22 protein-coding genes are annotated in these 20,656 nt (G+C 53.5%); 18 read left to right on the top strand and 4 right to left on the bottom strand.

Annotated elements, in window-relative coordinates:
• Positions 1–4: 4 nt before the first annotated feature.
• A complete protein-coding gene (hdeB, locus tag SK39_RS00185) occupies positions 5–334 on the bottom strand; it encodes an acid-activated periplasmic chaperone HdeB (RefSeq protein WP_003019999.1) in 330 nt (109 codons plus the stop codon).
• A gap of 401 nt (positions 335–735) precedes the next feature.
• Here hdeB and SK39_RS00180 point away from each other — a divergent pair, with 401 nt between their 5' ends.
• Genes SK39_RS00180 through SK39_RS00150 form a run of 7 tightly spaced genes read left to right on the top strand, consistent with a single transcriptional unit; the run spans position 736 to position 7,653 of the window.
• On the top strand, positions 736–1,602 hold the full coding sequence (locus SK39_RS00180) for a MurR/RpiR family transcriptional regulator (RefSeq protein WP_003020002.1): 867 nt from the start codon (positions 736–738) through the stop codon (positions 1,600–1,602).
• Between the two features lie 14 nt (positions 1,603–1,616).
• On the top strand, positions 1,617–2,204 hold the full coding sequence (gene ddpX / locus SK39_RS00175; protein WP_032935741.1) for a D-alanyl-D-alanine dipeptidase: 588 nt from the start codon (positions 1,617–1,619) through the stop codon (positions 2,202–2,204).
• A 15-nt stretch (positions 2,205–2,219) separates the two neighbouring features.
• Positions 2,220–3,782, top strand: coding sequence for an ABC transporter substrate-binding protein (locus tag SK39_RS00170; RefSeq protein WP_003843680.1), 1,563 nt, complete (start codon positions 2,220–2,222; stop codon positions 3,780–3,782).
• 44 nt (positions 3,783–3,826) lie between these two features.
• Positions 3,827–4,849: an ABC transporter permease gene (locus SK39_RS00165; protein WP_032935738.1), complete on the top strand. Its 1,023-nt coding sequence runs from the start codon at positions 3,827–3,829 to the stop codon at positions 4,847–4,849.
• A complete protein-coding gene (ddpC, locus tag SK39_RS00160; protein WP_003020010.1) occupies positions 4,846–5,742 on the top strand; it encodes a D,D-dipeptide ABC transporter permease in 897 nt (298 codons plus the stop codon). The genes SK39_RS00165 and ddpC overlap by 4 nt, the downstream gene beginning before the upstream one ends.
• Positions 5,739–6,725, top strand: a complete 987-nt coding sequence (locus tag SK39_RS00155; RefSeq protein ID WP_003836252.1) for an ABC transporter ATP-binding protein — start codon at positions 5,739–5,741, stop codon at positions 6,723–6,725. Before ddpC ends, SK39_RS00155 begins: the two co-directional genes overlap by 4 nt.
• The gene (locus tag SK39_RS00150; RefSeq protein WP_048216466.1) at positions 6,718–7,653 is read left to right on the top strand and encodes an ABC transporter ATP-binding protein; all 936 of its coding nucleotides are present in this window, start codon (positions 6,718–6,720) and stop codon (positions 7,651–7,653) included. Before SK39_RS00155 ends, SK39_RS00150 begins: the two co-directional genes overlap by 8 nt.
• 19 nt (positions 7,654–7,672) lie before the next feature.
• Here SK39_RS00150 and SK39_RS00145 read toward each other — a convergent pair whose 3' ends face one another.
• Positions 7,673–8,563: a LysR family transcriptional regulator gene (locus tag SK39_RS00145; protein ID WP_003020016.1), complete on the bottom strand. Its 891-nt coding sequence runs from the start codon at positions 8,561–8,563 to the stop codon at positions 7,673–7,675.
• Between the two features lie 142 nt (positions 8,564–8,705).
• Between SK39_RS00145 and SK39_RS00140 the strand changes: the two genes are divergently transcribed.
• From SK39_RS00140 to SK39_RS00115, 6 genes are read left to right on the top strand one after another with little or no spacing between them, the layout of a single operon-like run.
• Complete coding sequence (locus SK39_RS00140; RefSeq protein ID WP_003020020.1) at positions 8,706–9,413, top strand: CoA transferase subunit A; 708 nt, start codon at positions 8,706–8,708, stop codon at positions 9,411–9,413.
• 2 nt (positions 9,414–9,415) lie between these two features.
• Entirely contained in the window at positions 9,416–10,072 is a 657-nt protein-coding gene (locus tag SK39_RS00135; RefSeq protein WP_003020022.1) for a CoA transferase subunit B, read from the top strand.
• Positions 10,073–10,082: 10 nt separating this feature from the next.
• On the top strand, positions 10,083–11,288 hold the full coding sequence (locus SK39_RS00130; RefSeq protein ID WP_032935735.1) for an acetyl-CoA C-acetyltransferase: 1,206 nt from the start codon (positions 10,083–10,085) through the stop codon (positions 11,286–11,288).
• A complete protein-coding gene (locus SK39_RS00125) occupies positions 11,278–12,201 on the top strand; it encodes a 3-hydroxyacyl-CoA dehydrogenase family protein (RefSeq protein WP_048216465.1) in 924 nt (307 codons plus the stop codon). The genes SK39_RS00130 and SK39_RS00125 overlap by 11 nt, the downstream gene beginning before the upstream one ends.
• Positions 12,202–12,238: 37 nt before the next feature.
• A complete protein-coding gene (locus SK39_RS00120) occupies positions 12,239–13,633 on the top strand; it encodes a GntP family permease (RefSeq protein ID WP_196491835.1) in 1,395 nt (464 codons plus the stop codon).
• 11 nt (positions 13,634–13,644) lie between these two features.
• Positions 13,645–14,415, top strand: a complete 771-nt coding sequence (locus tag SK39_RS00115) for a 3-hydroxybutyrate dehydrogenase (protein WP_003843689.1) — start codon at positions 13,645–13,647, stop codon at positions 14,413–14,415.
• Between the two features lie 47 nt (positions 14,416–14,462).
• On the opposite strand, the gene osmC is transcribed toward SK39_RS00115, so the two are convergent.
• Positions 14,463–14,894, bottom strand: coding sequence for a peroxiredoxin OsmC (gene osmC / locus SK39_RS00110; protein WP_003020036.1), 432 nt, complete (start codon positions 14,892–14,894; stop codon positions 14,463–14,465).
• 227 nt (positions 14,895–15,121) lie between these two features.
• Between osmC and sra the strand changes: the two genes are divergently transcribed.
• The 5 genes from sra to SK39_RS00085 all read left to right on the top strand — a co-directional run bounded on the left by sra (position 15,122) and on the right by SK39_RS00085 (position 19,947).
• A complete protein-coding gene (gene sra / locus SK39_RS00105) occupies positions 15,122–15,262 on the top strand; it encodes a stationary-phase-induced ribosome-associated protein (protein ID WP_003020039.1) in 141 nt (46 codons plus the stop codon).
• Between the two features lie 179 nt (positions 15,263–15,441).
• Entirely contained in the window at positions 15,442–17,139 is a 1,698-nt protein-coding gene (maeA, locus tag SK39_RS00100) for a malate dehydrogenase (protein ID WP_003020042.1), read from the top strand.
• 309 nt (positions 17,140–17,448) lie between these two features.
• The gene (locus tag SK39_RS00095) at positions 17,449–19,164 is read left to right on the top strand and encodes an ABC-F family ATP-binding cassette domain-containing protein (RefSeq protein ID WP_032935731.1); all 1,716 of its coding nucleotides are present in this window, start codon (positions 17,449–17,451) and stop codon (positions 19,162–19,164) included.
• Positions 19,165–19,384: 220 nt separating this feature from the next.
• Positions 19,385–19,663 (top strand): type II toxin-antitoxin system RelE/ParE family toxin, encoded by a 279-nt coding sequence (locus SK39_RS00090; RefSeq protein WP_032936429.1) that lies wholly within the window; start codon positions 19,385–19,387, stop codon positions 19,661–19,663.
• Positions 19,663–19,947: a HigA family addiction module antitoxin gene (locus tag SK39_RS00085; RefSeq protein WP_003836231.1), complete on the top strand. Its 285-nt coding sequence runs from the start codon at positions 19,663–19,665 to the stop codon at positions 19,945–19,947. Before SK39_RS00090 ends, SK39_RS00085 begins: the two co-directional genes overlap by 1 nt.
• A 43-nt stretch (positions 19,948–19,990) precedes the next feature.
• On the opposite strand, the gene SK39_RS00080 is transcribed toward SK39_RS00085, so the two are convergent.
• Complete coding sequence (locus tag SK39_RS00080; RefSeq protein WP_032935729.1) at positions 19,991–20,593, bottom strand: inorganic diphosphatase; 603 nt, start codon at positions 20,591–20,593, stop codon at positions 19,991–19,993.
• Positions 20,594–20,656 lie beyond the last annotated feature (63 nt).

The following is a 20,656-nucleotide window of genomic DNA, read 5'->3' as shown; positions in this document are numbered from 1 at the left end:
AATTTTATTTAGATAATTCTTTTTTGATTTCGTCTTTTATTTTACTTAATTCGCTCTGCGGATGTTTCTTACAAAGTTCAACGGTCAGAGGAACTGCAGTCGTAACGGTTTCGTTATAGTCTACGTAATCGCCACCTTTGAAGTCTTCGTCTTCATTGAGCACCCAGAAGGCCACCGGAGCCATAGTTTGTGGGTTCAAATCAATAAACTCTTGACAGTTCATGCCTTTCGGAGTCACTTCAGTTTTAGCGTTATCTGTTGCTGCATTGACGCTGACACTGGTTAACAGCGCTGCGACCAGAATACCTGCTGTAGAAAGGGAGAATTTATTCATTGTAGTACTCCATGTATAATATAAATAATATCTACACTTGCGCTTAACACCGTTAATGTAGCTCGCGAAAAATAATACCCCTATCGTCATAAGAATAAAGATTGGTGTTATTGATATGGCTGAAATTTATATTTTCAATTACTGATTCTTATGTCTTAGGGATAAATGTTGCCCACAATGTGATCGTTCCGACGAAATCAGCAGATTCATACCCCGCTTCCTCTGCCGTTGCACCAAAATTGAACTACGCTGCACAAATGTTGATCATTAGTTAACGAATTTGAGCTGAATTTTAACAAAAACAGCCAGCATGCTGCTGTTACTGACATGGCACGCGTCGTGCATTGTTAATTCGCTAACAGAGATACGGAATCTGACAGACAACTAACAGCGAGAAGGTAATGACAGCCAAACCAGAGTTATTTACCCGCATAGAGCAAACCTTTAGCCAGCTGACGCCCAGCGAAAAGCGCGTGGCTGGGTGGCTGTTAGCCCATGCTGTGCAGATCCCATTTGAAACCGCGGATGGCATCGCGAAAGCAACCGGAACCAGCGGCATTACCGTCGGACGTTATCTGCGTAAACTGGGCTTTCGTAACCTGGAGGATGCAAAAGCCAGTCTGCGCGAGCTGCCTGTAGTTCCGTATCAGCCCTGGGGAATGAATGAACGACTGGATTCCTGGCACCAGCAACAAAGCCTGCCAGATCGGGCGCACCAGTCGCTGTTACTGGAAATCGACGCCATTACCCACGTCTACCAACTTGCTCAGGGTGAGACGTTTCTACGCATTGCACAGCAGTTGGCGCATGCGGAAGCCGTGTACATCCTCGGGATCCAGTCCACACGCGGGATCGCTAACGCCTTTTTTAGTCACCTGGAATATCTGCGACCTAAAGTCAGCTACTCCGAAGGCCTTTCCGGCAGTTGGGTAGAGTCGCTGAACTCGGGATTCAGCCAGCCTTACGTGGTTATTACCGATATGCGCGCCTACTCCGCTATTTCGCGACAATATTGCCGTGTCGCCACTGAACGCTGCATTCCGCTGGCGCTAATTACCGATGTGTGGTGCCCATGGGCCAGGGATTATTCCATTGATTTGCTTCAGGTAAAAACCGACACCGGACATTTCTGGGACTCACTGGCACCGGTGAGCTGTCTGTTCAACTTATTACTTTCTGCGGTGGTGGCGCAACTGGGTGACGCCCTCGCAGGACGCCTGCAAACTAATCGCCAGTTACAACAACAATTTGGTCAATTCGAACAATAAACAGGAAACGTGCTATGTCAGAACTCCCAGAACTGGTCGATCTGTCGGTGATATTTCCGTCGCTGCATATCGATCTTAAATACGCTACTGCCGACAACATTACCGGCGCACCTATCTACAGGGAAGCGCGTTGCCTGTTGCACACCGAGGCGGTAACCGCGCTGGCAAAATGCATCAGCATTGCGCAACTGGCGGGCTTGTCGCTGGTGGTGTACGACGCGTATCGCCCCCAGCAGGCGCAGGCGATACTGTGGAATGCCTGTCCCGACCCGCAATATGTTGTCGATGTTGCGATTGGTTCCAATCACAGTCGGGGTACGGCAATTGACGTCACGTTGATGGACGATCGCGGCCATCTCCTAGATATGGGGGCCGGTTTTGATGAAATGCACGACCGTTCCCATGCCTGGCATCCGTCTGTTCCTCCGGCAGCGCAGCGTAACCGCCTGCTGCTCAATGCCATTATGTTTGGTGGTGGTTTTGTCGGTATTAACAGCGAATGGTGGCATTTTGAATTACCTGATGCCGCCCGTTACCCGCTGCTTGACGATCAAATAGATTGTTACACTGTCACGTCTATAACAACACAACATCCCCTTTAATTCTGGAGCCTGGTTATGAAGACTACACCTGCGTTAAACGCTTTTTTCCGCCCCGCTCTGATAGCCGTTGCGTTAGCGGTAGCCCTGCCCGCCGCGCAGGCTGCTGTTCCCAAAGATATGTTAGTGATTGGTAAAGCCGCCGATCCGCAGACGCTCGATCCCGCTGTGACCATAGATAACAATGACTGGACGGTCACCTATCCCTCTTACCAGCGGTTGGTTCAGTACAAAACAGATGGTGGTAAAGGTTCCACGGAAGTTGAAGGCGATTTAGCCAGCGGCTGGAAAGCCTCGGACGACCAGAAAGAGTGGACGTTTACCCTGAAAAACGATGCCAAATTCGCCGACGGAACACCGGTGACGGCTGATGCGGTAAAGCAATCCTTCGAACGTTTGCTCAAGATTGGTCAGGGACCTGCGGAGGCTTTCCCGAAAGATCTGAAGGTTGAGGCCATTGATAACACCACGGTGAAGTTTACCCTCAGCCAGCCGTTTGCTCCGTTTCTGTATACGCTGGCAAATGACGGTGCCTCAATCATTAACCCGGCCATCTTAAAAGAGCATGCCGCAGACGATGCCCGCGGATTCCTGGCACAGAACACGGCAGGCTCTGGTCCCTTCATGCTGAAGAGTTGGCAAAAGGGACAACAACTGGTGCTGGTGCCTAACCCGCATTATGCAGGTACAAAACCGACGTTTAAGCGCGTCTCAGTCAAAATCATTGGTGAAAGCGCCTCTCGTCGCCTGCAACTGTCCCGTGGCGATATCGACATTGCCGATGCGCTTCCTGTTGACCAGCTTGCTGCTTTAAAACAGGAAGGCAAAGTGAACGTGGCGGATTATCCCTCATTGCGCGTGACTTATCTGTATCTCAACAACAGTAAGGCCCCGCTCAATCAGGTGGATTTACGCCGCGCTATCTCGTGGGCCACCGATTATAAAGGCATGGTCAACGGGATCCTGAGCGGCAATGGAAAGCAAATGCGTGGCCCAATCCCCGAAGGCATGTGGGGTTTTGACGATAAGGCCATGCAGTACAGCTTCGATGAAGCCAAAGCCAAAGCAGCGTGGGACAAAGTTGCCACCAAACCTGAAAGCCTGAGCTTCCTGTACTCAGATAATGATCCAAACTGGGAACCTATCGCGCTTGCTACCCAGGCAAGCCTTGGCAAACTGGGCATTAAGGTGAAGCTGGAAAAACTGGCGAACGCCACCATGCGTGACCGCGTGGGCAAAGGCGATTACGACATTGCCATTGGCAACTGGAGTCCGGATTTTGCCGACCCGTACATGTTTATGAACTACTGGTTTGAGTCAGATAAGAAAGGCTTGCCGGGTAACCGTTCGTTCTATGAAAACAGTGAGGTCGATAAGCTGCTACGTAGCGCGCTGGCTACGACCGATCAGGTGGCCAGAACCAATGACTACCAGCAGGCGCAAACCATCGTGATTGATGAAGCGGCCTACGTCTATTTATTCCAGAAAAACTATCAGTTGGCGATGAACAAAGACGTCAAAGGATTTGTATTCAACCCCATGCTGGAACAGGTCTTCAATATCTCCACCATGAGTAAATAAGCCACGTTTACGCGGAGCCGCTCTGGCTCCGCAAGGGGAAGCTAATGACGTTCTGGAGTATTTTGCGCCAGCGATGCTGGGGACTTATTCTGGTGGTTATCGGTGTTTGCGTAATCACCTTTATTATTTCACATCTGATACCTGGCGACCCCGCACGGCTGCTGGCGGGCGACCGCGCCAGCGATGAAATTGTCGAAAATATTCGCCAACAGCTGGGGCTGAATCAACCGCTGTATGTCCAGTTTTTTCGCTATGTCAGCGACATTTTTCACGGCGATTTAGGCACCTCCATTCGCACCGGGCGTCCGGTACTGGATGAACTGCGCATTTTCTTCCCCGCTACCCTTGAGCTGGCTTTCTGCTCTTTGTTGCTGGCGCTGGTGATAGGTATCCCGCTGGGTATTTTATCTGCGGTCTGGCGTAACCGCTGGCTTGATCACCTTGTTCGGCTAATGGCAATTACCGGTATCTCCACGCCTGCATTCTGGCTGGGGCTGGGGGTTATCGTGCTGTTTTACGGTCATCTGCAAATTTTACCCGGCGGTGGACGTTTAGACGACTGGCTGGATCCACCTGCTCACGTCACCGGGTTCTACCTGATTGATGCACTACTGGAAGGCAACGGCGAAGTCTTTTTCAATGCGCTTCAGCACCTGATTTTGCCGTCGCTGACACTGGCTTTTGTACATCTTGGGATCGTTGCCCGCCAGATTCGTTCCGCCATGCTGGAGCAACTGAGTGAAGATTACATACGTACCGCCCGCGCCAGCGGGTTACCGGGCTGGTACATCGTGCTGTGCTATGCATTGCCTAACGCTCTCATCCCATCAATCACCGTCCTCGGCCTGGCGCTGGGCGATCTGCTCTACGGTGCGGTATTGACCGAAACGGTCTTTGCCTGGCCAGGTATGGGCGCTTGGGTGGTGACCTCAATTCAGGCGCTCGATTTCCCGGCGGTAATGGGATTTGCCGTGGTGGTCTCGTTCGCCTATGTGCTGGTCAACCTGGTGGTGGATTTGCTCTATTTGTGGATAGATCCTCGAATTGGACGTGGAGGTGCTGAATGATGCTCACACAAGAAACGCCGACCGCCCCTCAGACAGCACGCCGCCGCACGGACTGGGCCAAACTGTTCTGGATGATGAAAAGTAGCCCGCTGACGCTGGTTGGCGGGGTCATCATCGTATTGATACTGCTGCTGATGGTGCTGTCGCCGTGGATAACGCCACACGATCCTAATGCCATCAATTTGAGTGCGCGCCTGCTGCCCCCGTCAGCCGCTCACTGGTTTGGTACCGATGAAGTTGGCCGCGATCTGTTCAGCCGCGTTCTGGTAGGAAGTCAGCAGTCGGTCGTTGCGGGTCTGGTGGTGGTGGGTATCGCCGGGGGATTGGGATCACTGCTGGGCTGCTTGTCGGGTGTCATGGGCGGGCGCGCCGACGCGATAATTATGCGGATGATGGACATTATGCTGTCCATTCCTTCGCTGGTGCTGACGATGGCGTTGGCCGCCGCGCTGGGCCCCAGCCTGTTTAACGCCATGCTGGCGATTGCCATCGTCCGTATCCCTTTCTATGTGCGCCTCGCCCGCGGTCAGACGTTAGTGGTGCGCCAGTTTAGCTATGTACAGGCTGCCCGGACCTACGGCGCTTCACGCTGGCATCTGATTAGCTGGCACATTTTACGCAATTCTCTGCCGCCACTCATTGTGCAGGCATCGCTGGATATCGGCAGTGCGATCCTGATGGCTGCCACGCTCGGGTTTATCGGTCTGGGTGCGCAGCAACCCAGCGCTGAGTGGGGCGCGATGGTCGCAATTGGCCGCAATTATGTGCTTGATCAGTGGTGGTATTGTGCTTTTCCCGGCGCGGCCATTCTGATTACCGCCGTGGGCTTTAATCTCTTTGGCGATGGTATTCGCGATCTGCTTGATCCGAAAGCCGGAGGAAAACAGTCATGACACAACCCGTACTGGAAATCGAAGATTTACATCTGAGTTTCCCCGGCTATAAAGCTGATGTGCATGCGCTGAACCATGTATCACTGCACATCAACCGCGGAGAAATCGTTGGTGTGGTGGGTGAATCCGGTTCCGGTAAGTCCGTGACCGCCATGCTCACCATGCGTCTGCTTCCGGAGGGAAGCTATCGTATTCACCAGGGCCGCGTTTCACTGCTGGGTGAAGATGTGCTCAACGCCAGTGAGAAACAAATGCGTCAATGGCGCGGCGCACGCGTCGCGATGATCTTTCAGGAGCCCATGACGGCACTGAATCCGACCCGGCGTATCGGCCAGCAAATGGTGGAGGTGATCCGCCATCACCAGGCGTTAAGCCGCACGGATGCCCGCCAGAAAGCCGTCGCTCTACTCGAAGAGATGCAAATCCCGGACGCGCCGGAGGTCATGAAACGATTTCCGTTTGAGCTTTCCGGCGGGATGCGCCAGCGCGTGATGATTGCGCTGGCCTTTTCGTGCGAGCCGGAGCTTATTATTGCCGATGAACCGACCACCGCGCTGGACGTCACGGTGCAACTGCAGGTGCTGCGTTTGCTGAAGTTAAAAGCACGGGCCAGCGGAACAGCCGTGTTATTTATCAGCCATGATATGGCGGTGGTTTCACAGTTATGCGACCGGTTGTACGTCATGTATGCCGGGAGCGTGATTGAGAGTGGCCCGACGCAAACCGTTATTCAACGTCCGACTCATCCCTATTCCATCGGCTTGCTGAAATGCGCGCCGGAACACGGCGAACCACGCGCATTGTTACCTGCGATCCCCGGCACCGTACCGAACCTAACCTGCTTACCTGCCGGATGCGCATTTCGTGAGCGCTGCTTTGCCGCTGGTCCTCGTTGTGAAGAAACGCCTGCGTTAAGTAGTCAGGGAGGCGTAGATCAACAATCTGCCTGCTGGTATCCACAACTGGAGACAACACATGTCTGATTTTTTACTGGCGCTGCAGGATGTTCATGTCAACTTTCCTGCGCGTAAAAACTGGCTTGGCAAGGTTACGGAACGGGTGCATGCGCTCAACGGCCTGGATTTACAGATTCGCCAGGGTGAAACGCTGGGGATTGTTGGCGAATCCGGTTGTGGAAAAAGTACGCTGGCGCAACTGCTGATGGGCATGCTGAAACCCAGCCAGGGAAGCTATTCTCGCCGTGGTGATAAACAGCATAACGGTATGCAAATGGTCTTTCAGGACCCTCTTTCATCGCTGGATCCTCGCTTACCGGTATGGCGCACGATCACTGAGCCGGTATGGATCCAAAAACGAAGTCCGGAACGTGAGCGCCGTATGCTTGCTGAAGATTTGGCCCAACAGGTAGGCATCCGTCCGGAATATCTCGACCGTCTGCCGCATGCGTTTTCCGGTGGACAACGCCAGCGTATCGCCATCGCCCGGGCACTATCGTCAGAACCGGATGTTATCGTCCTCGATGAGCCCACTTCAGCACTGGATATCTCTGTGCAGGCGCAAATTCTCAATCTTCTGGTGTCACTTCAGGCGCGCAGAAATCTGACCTACGTATTGATATCGCATAACGTGTCGGTGGTCCGCCATATGAGCGACCGTGTGGCGGTGATGTACCTCGGGCAAATTGTTGAGCTGGGCGATGCGCAGCGGGTTCTCACTCAACCTGCCCATCCTTACACGCGATTATTGCTGGACTCTGTCCCTAAAACGGGCGCGCCGCTGGCGGAAGATTTGGTGTTGCGGAAAACAGAACTCCCGGGGAATCGAACCCTGCCACAGGGCTGTTTTTTTCGTGACAGATGTCCGTTAGCGACCCGCGGTTGTGAGAAGAAACAGGCATTACTGAAAAGTGATACCGGATGTGACGTTCGCTGCTGGCGGGCGGTTACATGACCTGAGCCGTAGTGAAAAGTCAGGTGCGATACGCCTTTTTCAGTGAATCCACCAGCACCTCGGAAGCAGTAGATAATTTATGATGTGCCGAACGCAAAACCCCGATCCGACGCTGGATCACTGGAGTATCCAGATCGATACAGGTTGCGCCTAACTCTGTCATTTGCGTGCGGCATAGTGCAGGTACGGCGCTACCGCCCAGACCGTTAGCCACCAGACGGCCAACGGTTACTAATTGATGGCTCTCCAGCGCTACTTCCAGCGTATGTCCGCTTTGCACCAGTTGTTCTTCCAGCATCAGCCGCACGGCTGACGGACGTTGCAAGGTGATGAAATCCAGCGTCAGCAGTTCGCGCCATGCAATACGATCCCTGTCTGCCAGCCGACAGGTTGGCGGCACAATCGCGATAAAACGATCCACGCCGAGCGGCGTGAAATGCAGATGTCCCGAATAGTCCGGCTCGAAGGCTATGCCCATCTCGACCCGCCCTTCACTGACCATTTCAATCACGTGTTCATTGATCACATCATGAACCGTTACGTTGATACCGGAATAAGAATCACGAAACGTTTTCAGTACCGATGGCAGGACGTTAGCGGCAAATGAGGGCATGGCGGCGATCGAGATTTTACCACGCTGCAGCGTAAAGCGTTGGCGCATGGCTTCTTCCGTATTCTCCCAGTCCGCCAGCAGCTGTCTCCCCATATTCAGCAGCGTTTCTCCCTCCTGCGTCAGAGTCACTTTGCGGGTGGTTCTCAACAGTAACGCCCCGCCCAGCGAATCTTCCAGTCCTTTAATCGCCAGGCTTAATGCGGGTTGCGACATGTTCAGTCTTTCACTGGCATGAGCAAAATTCAGAGTGTGAGCTACCGCTAAAAACGCGCGTAACTGTTTGATGCTCATTCCCATTTCGCATTCCTTTAACTTGTTGAATACCTTTAATTAACATTAAATTGATAAAAAAACCCAATGAGTGAGTCACAAATTTAAAATTAACAAATCATTTTTCACCCCCAATGATGTCGGCAAGGACAACTGGGGAGGCAAGTGTATGGCTGGACTGGATAAACGTGTTGCCACTTATCAAGAGGCGCTGGAAGGACTGACCGACAACATGACGCTGCTGGCGGGCGGTTTTGGTTTATGTGGGATCCCTGAAAACCTGATTACCGAAGTACGCCGTCGAGAAGTACAGGGACTTACCGTTGTATCAAACAACTGTGGCGTGGATGGCTTTGGCCTTGGCGTACTGCTGGAAACGCGCCAGGTGCGCAAAGTGGTCGCGTCCTATGTAGGGGAAAACGCCCTGTTTGAGAAGCAGGTGCTTAGCGGCGAACTGGAAGCCATCCTGACGCCACAGGGTACGCTGGCAGAGCAGTTGCGCGCGGGCGGCGCAGGGATCCCGGCATTTTTTACCGCGACCGGATATGGAACCCCCGTGGCGGAAGGGAAAGAGGTTCGCGAGTTTGCCGGACGCCCTTACATCCTTGAACAGGCGATAACCGGTGATTTTGCATTGGTTAAAGGCTGGAAAGCCGACTGGTACGGCAACGTCATCTATCGCCACACCGCACAGAACTTTAATCCGCTGATGGCCGCCGCCGGGCGCATTACCGTCGTGGAAGTCGAAGAGATTGTCCCTCCCGGAGAACTGGACCCTGCAGCGATTCACACTCCAGGAATTTTCGTTAACCGCATTATTCAGGGGCAGTTTGAAAAACGTATTGAACAACGCACCCTGCGCCAGAAAGGAGCCTGACCATGTTAACGCGTGAACAAATGGCGATGCGCGTCGCCCGCGAGCTGCGCGACGGTTATTACGTCAACCTTGGGATCGGCATTCCCACTCTGGTGGCAAATTATATCCCTGATGGCATGGACGTGATGCTGCAATCAGAGAATGGTTTGCTGGGTATGGGGCCGTTTCCCACAGAAGACGAAATTGATGCCGACATGATTAACGCCGGGAAACAGACCGTGACGGCGCGCAAAGGCGCGGCGATTTTCGACTCTGCGCAATCCTTCGCCATGATCCGCGGCGGCCACGTTGATCTGACGGTGCTCGGTGCGTTTGAAGTCGATGTTAACGGCAATATCGCCTCATGGATGATCCCCGGGAAAATGGTGAAAGGCATGGGCGGCGCGATGGACCTGGTTGCCGGAGCCGACAACATCATCGTGGTAATGACCCATGCTTCCAAAAGCGGTGAGTCCAAACTGCTTCCCGCCTGCACCCTGCCGTTGACCGGCGTGGCCTGCATCAAACGCGTGCTGACCGACCTGGCTCTGCTGGAAATTGCCGACGGGGCGTTCATTCTGCGTGAACGCGCCCCGGGTATCAGTGTGGATGAAATCGTCGCCAGAACCGCCGGCAAGCTGATCGTGCCCGAAACTGTCCCCGAAATGCAATTTAACTGAGGAGCTGACCATGCAGGATGTTGTAATTGTCGCGGCAACGCGCACCCCGATTGGCAGTTTTCATGGTGCGCTGGCACCACTTTCCGCCGTGGAGTTAGGTACAGCGGTTGTCCGTTCGCTGCTGGAAAAAACGGCTGTGGCGCCTGAACAAATTGATGAAGTGATTTTAGGTCAGGTGCTCACGACAGGCTGCGGCCAGAATCCGGCCAGACAAACGGCGTTACGCGCAGGACTGCCGTCAACCACACCGGCGTTAACTATTAATCTGGTGTGCGGTTCTGGCCTGAAGGCGGTGCATCAGGCGGTACAGGCAATTCGCTGTGGCGATGCGCAAATCGTGATTGCCGGAGGTCAGGAGAGCATGAGCAATGCGCCCTATTTTCTCGACGGCGCGCGGGCCGGCCTGCGGCTGGGTCATGCCAGTATGAAAGACAGCGTGGTCCATGACGGCCTGTGGGATGCGTTCAACGACTATCACATGGGTATTACTGCCGAAAATCTGGCGGATAAGTTCGTAATCAGTCGTGAGCAGCAGGACGCTTTTGCCCTGCGCTCCCAGCAAAAAGCCGCTGCCGCCATTGAAGCGGGTCGTTTTAGCGCGGAAATCACGCCGGTTAGCGTTCCACAAGGCAAAAAGCCGCCACGTGTGGTGGACCGTGACGAACAGCCTCGCCCGGATACTCAGGCCGACAAGCTGGCGCAACTTAAACCAGCATTTCGGCCAGGAAACGGCACGGTGACCGCCGGAAATGCATCATCCATCAATGATGGTGCCGCCGCGGTGATGTTGATGAGCGCCGGCAAAGCCGCAGAACTCAATTTGCCAGTGCTTGCCCGGGTAACAGGCTACGCGGTTTCTGGTGTCGATCCCGCCATTATGGGCCTTGGGCCGGTAGAAGCGTCACTCCAGTGCCTGAAGCGAGCGGGCTGGACGTTGAATGATGTCGATCTCATTGAGGCCAACGAAGCCTTTGCCGCACAAGCGCTGGCGGTTGGCGAATCCCTGAACTGGGACAGCGACCGGGTGAACGTAAATGGCGGCGCGATTGCGCTGGGCCATCCCATCGGCGCATCTGGTTGCCGAATCCTGGTGACACTGTTGCACGAAATGGCCCGCAGTAACGCGACCAAAGGGCTGGCTACGCTGTGCGTAGGCGGCGGTCAGGGCGTAGCGCTGGCGGTAGAGCGTTTGCAGGAGGTCTCTCATGCAAAGTAAGCCTGTCTGCGTTCTGGGGGCGGGGTTAATGGGGGTCGGTATTGCCACCCACTTCGCCCGTTATGGTCACGATGTCTGGCTGTATGACACCGATAGCAGCCGAATTGCAGAAATTAGCGCCGTTGCCAGCGGTATTCTGGATGAGCTGATTACCGCCGAACAGTTTGCCGTAGACGAAAAAGACCAGGTTGTGAGTCGTCTGCACGGTACGACTTCGCTACCGGAGATTGCTGCGTGCGGGTTACTGATTGAAGCGATCCCGGAGCGGCTCGAGCTCAAGCACGCGTTGTATGCGCAACTGGAAGATCTGATCGCGCCTGAGGCCGTCATTGCCAGTAATACCAGCGGCCTGCCGCCGGATGCGCTGGCAGAAAAGCTCGTCCATCCTGAGCGGCTGCTCATCGCCCATTTCTGGCACCCGCCACATTTTATTCCGCTGGTCGAAATTGTCCCCGGCACCGCCACCAAAGCGGAATACCTGCGTGAGCTGCAACAGTGGCTGCTCTCGATGCAACTGGAAGCCGTCGTGCTCGATCGCGCCGCACCAGGGTTTGTCGGCAATCGACTGCAGTTTGCTTTGCTTCGTGAAGCGCTTCATATCGTTAAAAGCGGCATCGCCAGCGCAGAGGTGGTGGATCAGGTCATGCGTGCCTCGCTCGGACGTCGCTATGCGATGGTTGGTCCGCTGGAAGCGGCAGATATGACCGGACTCTCTACGGTGCAGGATATTTGTCGGCATCTGCTCCCGGAACTGGCAACCGGCAGCGAGATGATGTCGTTGGTCGCTGACAAGGTAGCCAACGGTGATACCGGTTTACGCAGCGGTCAGGGATTTTATCGCTGGGATGATTCGCGCAAGGAGTACATCCAGCAACGCAGAGAGCATCAACTGCGTTTTGCCCTGAAACCATAACGTCTCTTTCTGTACCCCAATATAATAATAAGGAGTCATGATGAGTGTATTAATCGCCCTGGCAGCGCTGGGCCTGCTGATGCTTGCAGCCTATCGCGGATACAGCGTCATTCTGTTTGCCCCCATCGCGGCATTAGGTGCTGTATTACTCACTGAACCCAGCGCCGTCGGCCCCGCTTTCACCGGCCTGTTTATGGAAAAAATGGTCGGTTTTGTGAAGCTTTACTTCCCGGTGTTCTTGCTGGGTGCAGTGTTTGGCAAGTTAATCGAGTTATCTGGATTTTCACGTTCCATTGTTGCCGCCGCTATCAACATCCTCGGTCGTCGTCACGCCATCCCGGTGATCGTGCTGGTGTGCGCGCTGTTAACCTACGGCGGGGTTTCGCTGTTCGTCGTGGCGTTTGCGGTGTATCCATTTGCGGCGGAGCTGTTCCGCCAGAGTAATATTCCTAAGCGCCTGATCCCGGCCACCGTTGCGCTGGGCGCATTCTCTTTCACTATGGATGCTCTGCCAGGCACGCCGCAGATCCAGAACATTATTCCGACCAGCTTCTTTGGGACTAACGCCTGGGCTGCGCCGTGGCTGGGGCTGATAGGCTCGCTGTTTATTATTTTCGTCGGTCTGGTTTATCTCGAACGTCAGCGTCGTAAAGCGCAGGCAAAGAATGAAGGCTATGGCACTGAACTGTTAAACGAGCCGGAAACGCCGGATAACATTAATCTGCCGAACCCGATCATCGCGATCTCTCCGCTGATCCTGGTTGGGGTATTTAACCTGCTGTTTACCCGCTGGATCCCACAGTGGTATGGCGCCACGCATCAACTTGAACTTCCGGGTCTTGCCAAACCAATTACCACCGAAGTCGGTAAAATCACCGCTATCTGGGCAGTGGAAGCGGCGCTGATTTCTGGGATTCTGCTGGTGGTGCTCTTCGGCTACCGCAACATTAAAGGTCGCCTGGCTGAAGGCAGCAGAACGGCAGTTGGTGGCGCGATCCTCGCGGCGATGAACACCGCGTCAGAGTACGGTTTTGGCGCAGTGATCGCCGCCCTGCCGGGCTTCCTCGTGCTGTCAAAAGCGCTGGCGGCTATTCCTGACCCGCTGCTCAATGAGGCTATCAGCATTACCACGCTTGCCGGGATCACCGGTTCGGCGTCTGGCGGGATGAGTATTGCCCTTGCCGCCATGTCTGACACTTTCATCGCTGCCGCACATGCCGCCAATATCCCACTTGAAGTATTCCACCGCGTGGCATCTATGGCCAGCGGCGGTATGGACACCCTACCGCATAACGGCGCGGTCATTACCTTATTGGCTATCACCGGCCTTAGTCATCGTCAGGCGTATGGCGGAATTTTCGCTATTACCATCATTAAAAGTCTGGCCGTACTGTTTGTCATCGGCGTCTTCTACACCACCGGAATTGTTTAAGGAGAATCATCATGAACTTAACGGGAAAAACCGCCCTGGTTACCGGCTCGACCAGTGGTATCGGATTAGGTATCGCACAGGTGCTGGCGCAAGCTGGCGCCACTCTGATCCTCAACGGGTTTGGTGATGTTGATGCTGCCAAAGACGCTGTTGCGCAGTATGGCAAAACGCCAGGCTATCATGGCGCGGATCTGAGCGATGAAGCGCAAATTGCCGACATGATGCGCTATGCAGAGAGCGAATTCGGCGGTGTGGATATTCTTATCAATAACGCCGGGATCCAGCATGTTTCACCGATAGAAACCTTCCCGGTTGATAAATGGAACGCGATTATCGCGATTAACCTCTCCTCCGTTTTTCACACCACGCGTCTGGCGCTTCCCGGTATGCGCGCGCGAAACTGGGGGCGCATCATTAATATCGCTTCTGTTCACGGCCTGGTGGCTTCAAAAGAGAAATCTGCCTACGTAGCAGCGAAGCACGGTGTGGTGGGATTAACCAAGACCATCGCGCTGGAAACCGCGCAGACGGAAATCACCTGCAATGCGCTGTGTCCCGGCTGGGTGCTAACGCCGCTGGTCCAGCAGCAGATCGATAAACGTATTGCCGAAGGCGCAGAGCCTGAGGCAGCCCGTGACGCCTTGCTGGCTGAAAAGCAGCCGTCGCGCGAATTCGTTACCCCAGAGCAGTTAGGGAATCTCGCGTTATTCTTATGTTCAGACGGTGCGGCGCAAGTGCGTGGCGTAGCGTGGAATATGGATGGCGGTTGGGTAGCGCAATAACATCATCAGGTGCCGGATAAGACATCGTCGCATCCGGCACGACTTTATTAAGACTTCAGTTTGTAATCCAGCGTTATTTCCGCTTTCAGAACCTGAGATACCGGGCATCCGGCTTTTGCTTTCTGGATGATGCCGTCAAACGTGGCGGCGTCTATCCCCGGCACGCTCACCTGACTATGCAACGCGACTTTAGTGATCGCAAACCCGGCATCTACCTTATCCAGAGAAACATCGGCAGTGGTATCAATGGCATCTGGGGTAAACCCTGCTTCGCCCAACATCAGTGAAAGCGCCATCGAGAAGCAGGCTGCATGGGCCGCGCCAATCAACTCTTCAGGATTGGTGCCTTTCTCACCTTCAAATCGTGTATTAAACCCATACGGTTGCTGATTTAACACGCCACTTTCGGTCGACACAGTGCCTTTGCCGCGCTTAATGTCGCCTTCCCAGTGTGCCTGACCTTTCTTATGGATAGTCATTACCGCTCTCCTGTGTTGTCGTCGGAGTTACTAGTATAGGACGCCCGGGAAAAAGCATGTTACATACGGGATAGTTCCCATTTGCCGCTTAAGCATTGACCTTTCAGATAAAATGACCGACCATCCAGAAAGCCGTTATGTTGAACATCGGCTTTATATCAGGTTGTATTTCGTCCGTTCTCATACGGGCTCGCCCTTGAAACCAGTAACAGGATTAAGGAGTTAGAATGAAATCGAACCGTCAGGCCCGTCATATTCTCGGACTGGACCACAAAATCTCAAATCAACGTAAAATCGTGACCGAAGGTGACAAAACCAACGTGGTCAACAATCCTACTGGAAGAAAGCGCCGCGCTGACGGCAAGTAGCCTTTCGCACGTCTGACTGAGTAACGAGATAAACACCATTGCAACCGCAGTGGTGTTTTTGCTTATAAAACCCCTTAACCCATTCACAATGCTTTATACTTCGCCCGTTTCCCTGGCGGACAGGCCACATACGATCATAAAGAGCGCCAGGGACGGTTATTCAAAAAAGAGTGAGTGACATGGAAAACGAAACTAAAAAACTGCGTTCCCTTTACATCCCTTACGCTGGCCCGGTACTGCTGGAATTCCCTTTACTGAATAAAGGGAGCGCCTTCAGTGTGGAAGAACGCCGTAACTTCAACCTGCTGGGGTTACTGCCGGAAGTCGTCGAAACGATTGAAGAACAGGCTGAACGCGCCTGGATCCAATATCAGGGCTTCAAAACCGAAATCGACAAACATATTTACCTGCGCAACATCCAGGACACCAACGAAACCCTGTTTTATCGACTGGTGCATAATCACCTGGATGAGATGATGCCAGTTATCTATACCCCAACGGTCGGCGCAGCCTGTGAGCGTTTCTCTGAGATTTATCGTCGTGCGCGCGGCGTGTTTATCTCTTATCAGAACCGCCACAATATGGACGATATCCTGCAAAACGTCCCTAACCACAATATCAAGGTCATCGTTGTCACCGATGGCGAACGTATTTTAGGTCTTGGCGATCAGGGGATCGGCGGGATGGGCATTCCAATCGGTAAACTGTCGCTGTATACCGCATGTGGCGGAATTAGCCCGGCCTATACACTTCCGGTGGTACTGGACGTGGGAACCAACAACCAGCAACTGCTGAACGATCCGCTGTATATGGGCTGGCGCAATCCGCGTATCACTGATGATGAATACTACGAATTCGTTGATGAATTCATCCAGGCCGTGAAGCATCGCTGGCCGGACGTGCTGTTGCAGTTTGAAGATTTCGCCCAGAAAAACGCTATGCCACTGCTGACCCGTTATCGCGATGAAATTTGCTCATTTAACGACGATATTCAGGGCACCGCGGCGGTTACCGTCGGTACGCTGATTGCGGCTAGCCGCGCGGCCGGAAGCCAGCTGAGCGAACAAAACATCGTCTTCCTCGGCGCGGGTTCCGCCGGATGCGGGATCGCCGAGCAGATCATTGCGCAAATCCAGCGAGAAGGTTTAAGCGAAGAAGCGGCGCGTCAACGCGTATTCATGGTCGATCGCTTCGGCCTGTTAACCGACAAAATGCCGAACCTGCTCTCCTTCCAGACCAAACTGGTGCAAAAACGCGAAAATCTGCAGCACTGGGATACACAAGAAGATGTCCTGTCGTTGCTCGATGTGGTCCGCAACGTTAAACCTGACATCCTGATCGGGGTTTCCGGACAGGTTGGTCTGTTTACCGAAGAGATCATCCGCGAAATGCACAAGCATTGTCCGCGTCCGATCGTCATGCCGCTGTCTAACCCGACTTCTCGTGTAGAAGCCACGCCGCAGGATATCATCGCCTGGACCGAAGGTAACGCGCTGGTTGCGACCGGTAGCCCGTTTGCACCGGTACTGTGGAAAGAGAAAACTTACCCGATCGCGCAGTGTAATAATGCGTACATCTTCCCGGGTATTGGCCTTGGCGTGATTGCTTCTGGCGCGTCGCGCATCACTGATGAAATGCTGATGTCGGCCAGTGAAACGCTGGCACAGTATTCACCGCTGGTGCTCAACGGTGAAGGACTGGTGCTACCGGAATTGAAAGATATTCAGACGGTTTCTCGTGCCATTGCCTTTGCCGTCGGTAAAATGGCCCAGCAGCAAGGTGTGGCGGTGAAAACCTCCGCTGAAGCGCTGCAACAGGCTATTGACGATAATTTCTGGCAGGCGGAATATCGCGACTACCGTCGTACTTCTATCTGACGGTTTGCCCGGCGGCACATTGCTGCCGGGCGTGCAAAGTTTGCGCGAAAGTGTAATTTGCGATTACACTTTCGCTACCGATCAACACTCTGAAAAACAAAAGGAGGATACTTATGCTGTACTGTGAACGTTTTATCGTTTCACATGCTTTTGGCGATCGCCAGTGCTCAAGCGTTATCGGTATCGTGCTGCGATAACTTCTGCTTGAGCGAAGCTAACTTCTAAACCCCCTTCTCTCGGGCTTACCGGGTTATCGTCAGCGATGTTTGACGAGGCGTTTTCACGCCTGTAACTCTTGAGTAAGCAACAATGAGCACATTACTAACCGCACAATCCTTACACGTTGATACGGCATTCGGCACGCTATTCGACGATCTTTCCTTTACCCTGAAAAAAGGCGACCGCATCGGGCTTATCGGTTACAACGGCTGCGGCAAAAGCACGCTGTTAAAACTGCTCGATGGCACGATTTCGCCCACCAGTGGAGCAATCGCGCAAGCGAATCACTGCCATCTCGCGCGTGTAGAACAACATCTACCTGACGATATATTGCCTCTTACACTGCAGGAAGCCGTTCTCGCTCAACTTCCTGAGCATGAGCGTGCGGCTCAACAATGGCGAGTTGAAGCGCTGCTTGCCGAAATGGGTTTCACGCCAGAGAATTTATCTCTGACAGCGCAAACGTTGAGCGGTGGCCAGCACACACGCTTGCTATTAGCGCGGGCATTGATGCGTAATCCTGACCTGCTGCTGCTGGATGAACCGGGTAACCATCTGGATTTGCCAACATTACTGTGGTTGGAGCAGTTCTTACAGAACTGGTCTGGCAGTTTTGTGGTGGTTTCCCACGACCCGCAGTTGCTGGACGCGGTGACCCACGGAACGTGGATCCTACGCGATCGCACTCTCCATGCCTTTGATCTGCCCTGTAGCGCCGCACGTCAGGCGCTGGCAGAAAGAGACGTCAGCGATGCTCTGCGCCACAAGGCTGAGCAAAAAGAGATAGACCGGGTTACCGCCAGCGGCAAACGGCTGGCAACCTGGGGGCGGGTCTACGACAACGAAGATCTCTCCCGCAAGGCCAAGCAGATGGAAAAACAGGTGCAGCGCCTGAAAGAGGTGCAGACAGAAGTGACGGCAGGAAGTCAGTGGACACTAACATTGCAGGGTGATTCCCTGCGAGCAGATCGTTTGCTGGAGATGACCAATCTGTCTGTAGCCCCTGCTCCCGACGCAGATACACTGTTTTCCATTGCCGGTATCCGGTTAAAAAGCGGCGATCGCGTGGCAATTGTCGGGCGTAATGGTTGCGGGAAATCATCGCTGTTAAGGCTTATCTGGCAACAGTTTCAATCACAGCTGGCATCGCCTTCACTGGTGTTGCACCCGCGCGTTACGCTGGGCTATTACGATCAGACGCTGCATCAGCTTGCCGATAACGATTCATTGTTTGACGCGCTGGAAGCGTTTGCCCCGCAGCCAGAGATTCGCAAGATGGCGCTGATTAGCGCGGGTTTTCCGTGGATTCGTCATACGCAGAGGGTCAGTACATTAAGCGGTGGTGAGCGCTCCCGGCTGCTGTTTGTGGGGCTGACGCTTGCGCGCTACAGTCTGCTGATGCTCGATGAACCGACTAACCATCTGGATATGGAAGGTAAAGAGGCGCTGGCAGAAACGCTACAAAGCTATAACGGCGGCGTGTTGCTGGTCAGCCACGACCGGCAGCTTATCAGCCAAAGCTGTAACCGGTTCTGGTTAATCGACAATGGCGAACTCAGTGAATGGCACGATCTGGAGGCGGTCAATGCGCGTATTAGGGAAACGTCCGCGGAGATAACCGTTCCCAAAACAGTGGTCGAAGCGAAAGCTGAAATAAGCTGTGACAGCGATGGATTGCTGGAACAACTCCTCGATCTGGAACAGCGTCTGGCCGACGATCTCGCCCGCAAGCCGAAACATCAAAAACCGCTGTTACAGGCGCAATGGCGTAAAGAGATTGAGCGTCTGAACTCACAACTGGAGTAATCTTTTTTGCCGGATGGCGCAAGCTTATCCGGCCTACACCAGCAAAATGCGCGTGTAGGCCTGCCATCCGGCAATTCTTGCGTGACGCTTTCCAGATATTCCCCTTCTCCCTTTTTCTTTTAGCGCATTCGCCGCACAATTTTAAAAATCGCAATCTTGGCGTTGCGCTTCACGGAACATTAATGGTAGTGTTCTTCTTGAAGGAACAAGGATGATACGGATGATCATGAACTTCAGACACAAGGGATTGCGAGATTTGTTTCTTCATGGAAGAACATCAGGCGTTATGGCGAAACATGTCCGACGATTACGACACAGGCTTGCCGTTATTGATGCGGCAAGCAAGGTTACAGATATCAATATGCCCGGTTATAAGCTACATCCTCTGGTAGGTGACCGTGATGGCATATGGGCAATAACTGTTTCAGGTAACTGGCGTATTACGTTTGAATTCGTCAATGGCGACGCGTACATACTGGACTACGAGGACTATCATTGATGAAGATGGCAAATCATCCCCGTCCTGGGGATATCATTCAGGAAGCGCTGGAAGAACTCAATGTCAGCCTGCGCGAGTTTGCCAGAGCTATGGAGATTGCACCTTCAACGGCAAGTCGACTATTAACCGGGAAAGCAGCCCTAACGCCTGAGATGGCGATTAAACTCTCTGTGGTGATTGGCAGCTCACCCGAAATGTGGTTAAACCTGCAAACTACCTGGAGTCTGGCAGAGGCCCAAAAAAGCGTGGATATTTCACGCCTGCGTAAGCTGGCAGTACAGTGATAAAAGTAAATGCCGGATAAACTTTTGCCATCCGGCATACCATTTATTGCTGCGGTTTTTTCTCTTTCCAGGCATCCCAGGCCTGTTTGATCTCTTGCTTTGCCGTAGCGGCGTCGTTGAAACCGTTTAATTCGACCTTCTTGCGCCCTTCCGGCAGATCTTTGTACACGCGGAAGAAAGATTCCAGACGTTGAACTTCAATATTGGGCAGATCGCTCAATTCTTTGATGTTGTCATAAGTGGGGTCAATTTTACTGGCCGGCACGGCGACAATTTTGTCGTCCTTTTCACCGCCGTCGATCATCTTCAGGACGCCTATTGCGCGCAGCTTAATCAACGTCCCCGGGGCCAGCGGCGCACGAGTATAAAAGATAACATCCAGCGGGTCGCCGTCACCGGCTAAAGACTGGGTTAGTGAACCGTAGTTGGCGGGATAGGCAACCGGCATTGACTGGAAGCGATCGGCAACGATAAACCCGGTTTTGGCGTCGGTTTCATATTTAATCATTCCACCTGCCGGGATTTCGGTTACGGCATAAAACTCTTCCGGGTTATTCTCCGGCTGAGGAAATTCGAGGATGTTCTGCGCCTGAGCTGAAGCACAAAGAAACACGCTGATTGCGAGTAGTTTTTTCACCAGATGCATTGTCTTTTAACTCTTCTATTATTGGAAAGACAACACCTTACGTTCAGCATATGACAGAAACAT

This window comes from Citrobacter sp. BIDMC107, assembly GCF_001037575.1.
Classification (GTDB): domain Bacteria; phylum Pseudomonadota; class Gammaproteobacteria; order Enterobacterales; family Enterobacteriaceae; genus Citrobacter; species Citrobacter freundii.
Note: the sequence above shows the minus strand (reverse complement) of the source record. Positions and strands in the feature narration are given on the sequence as shown.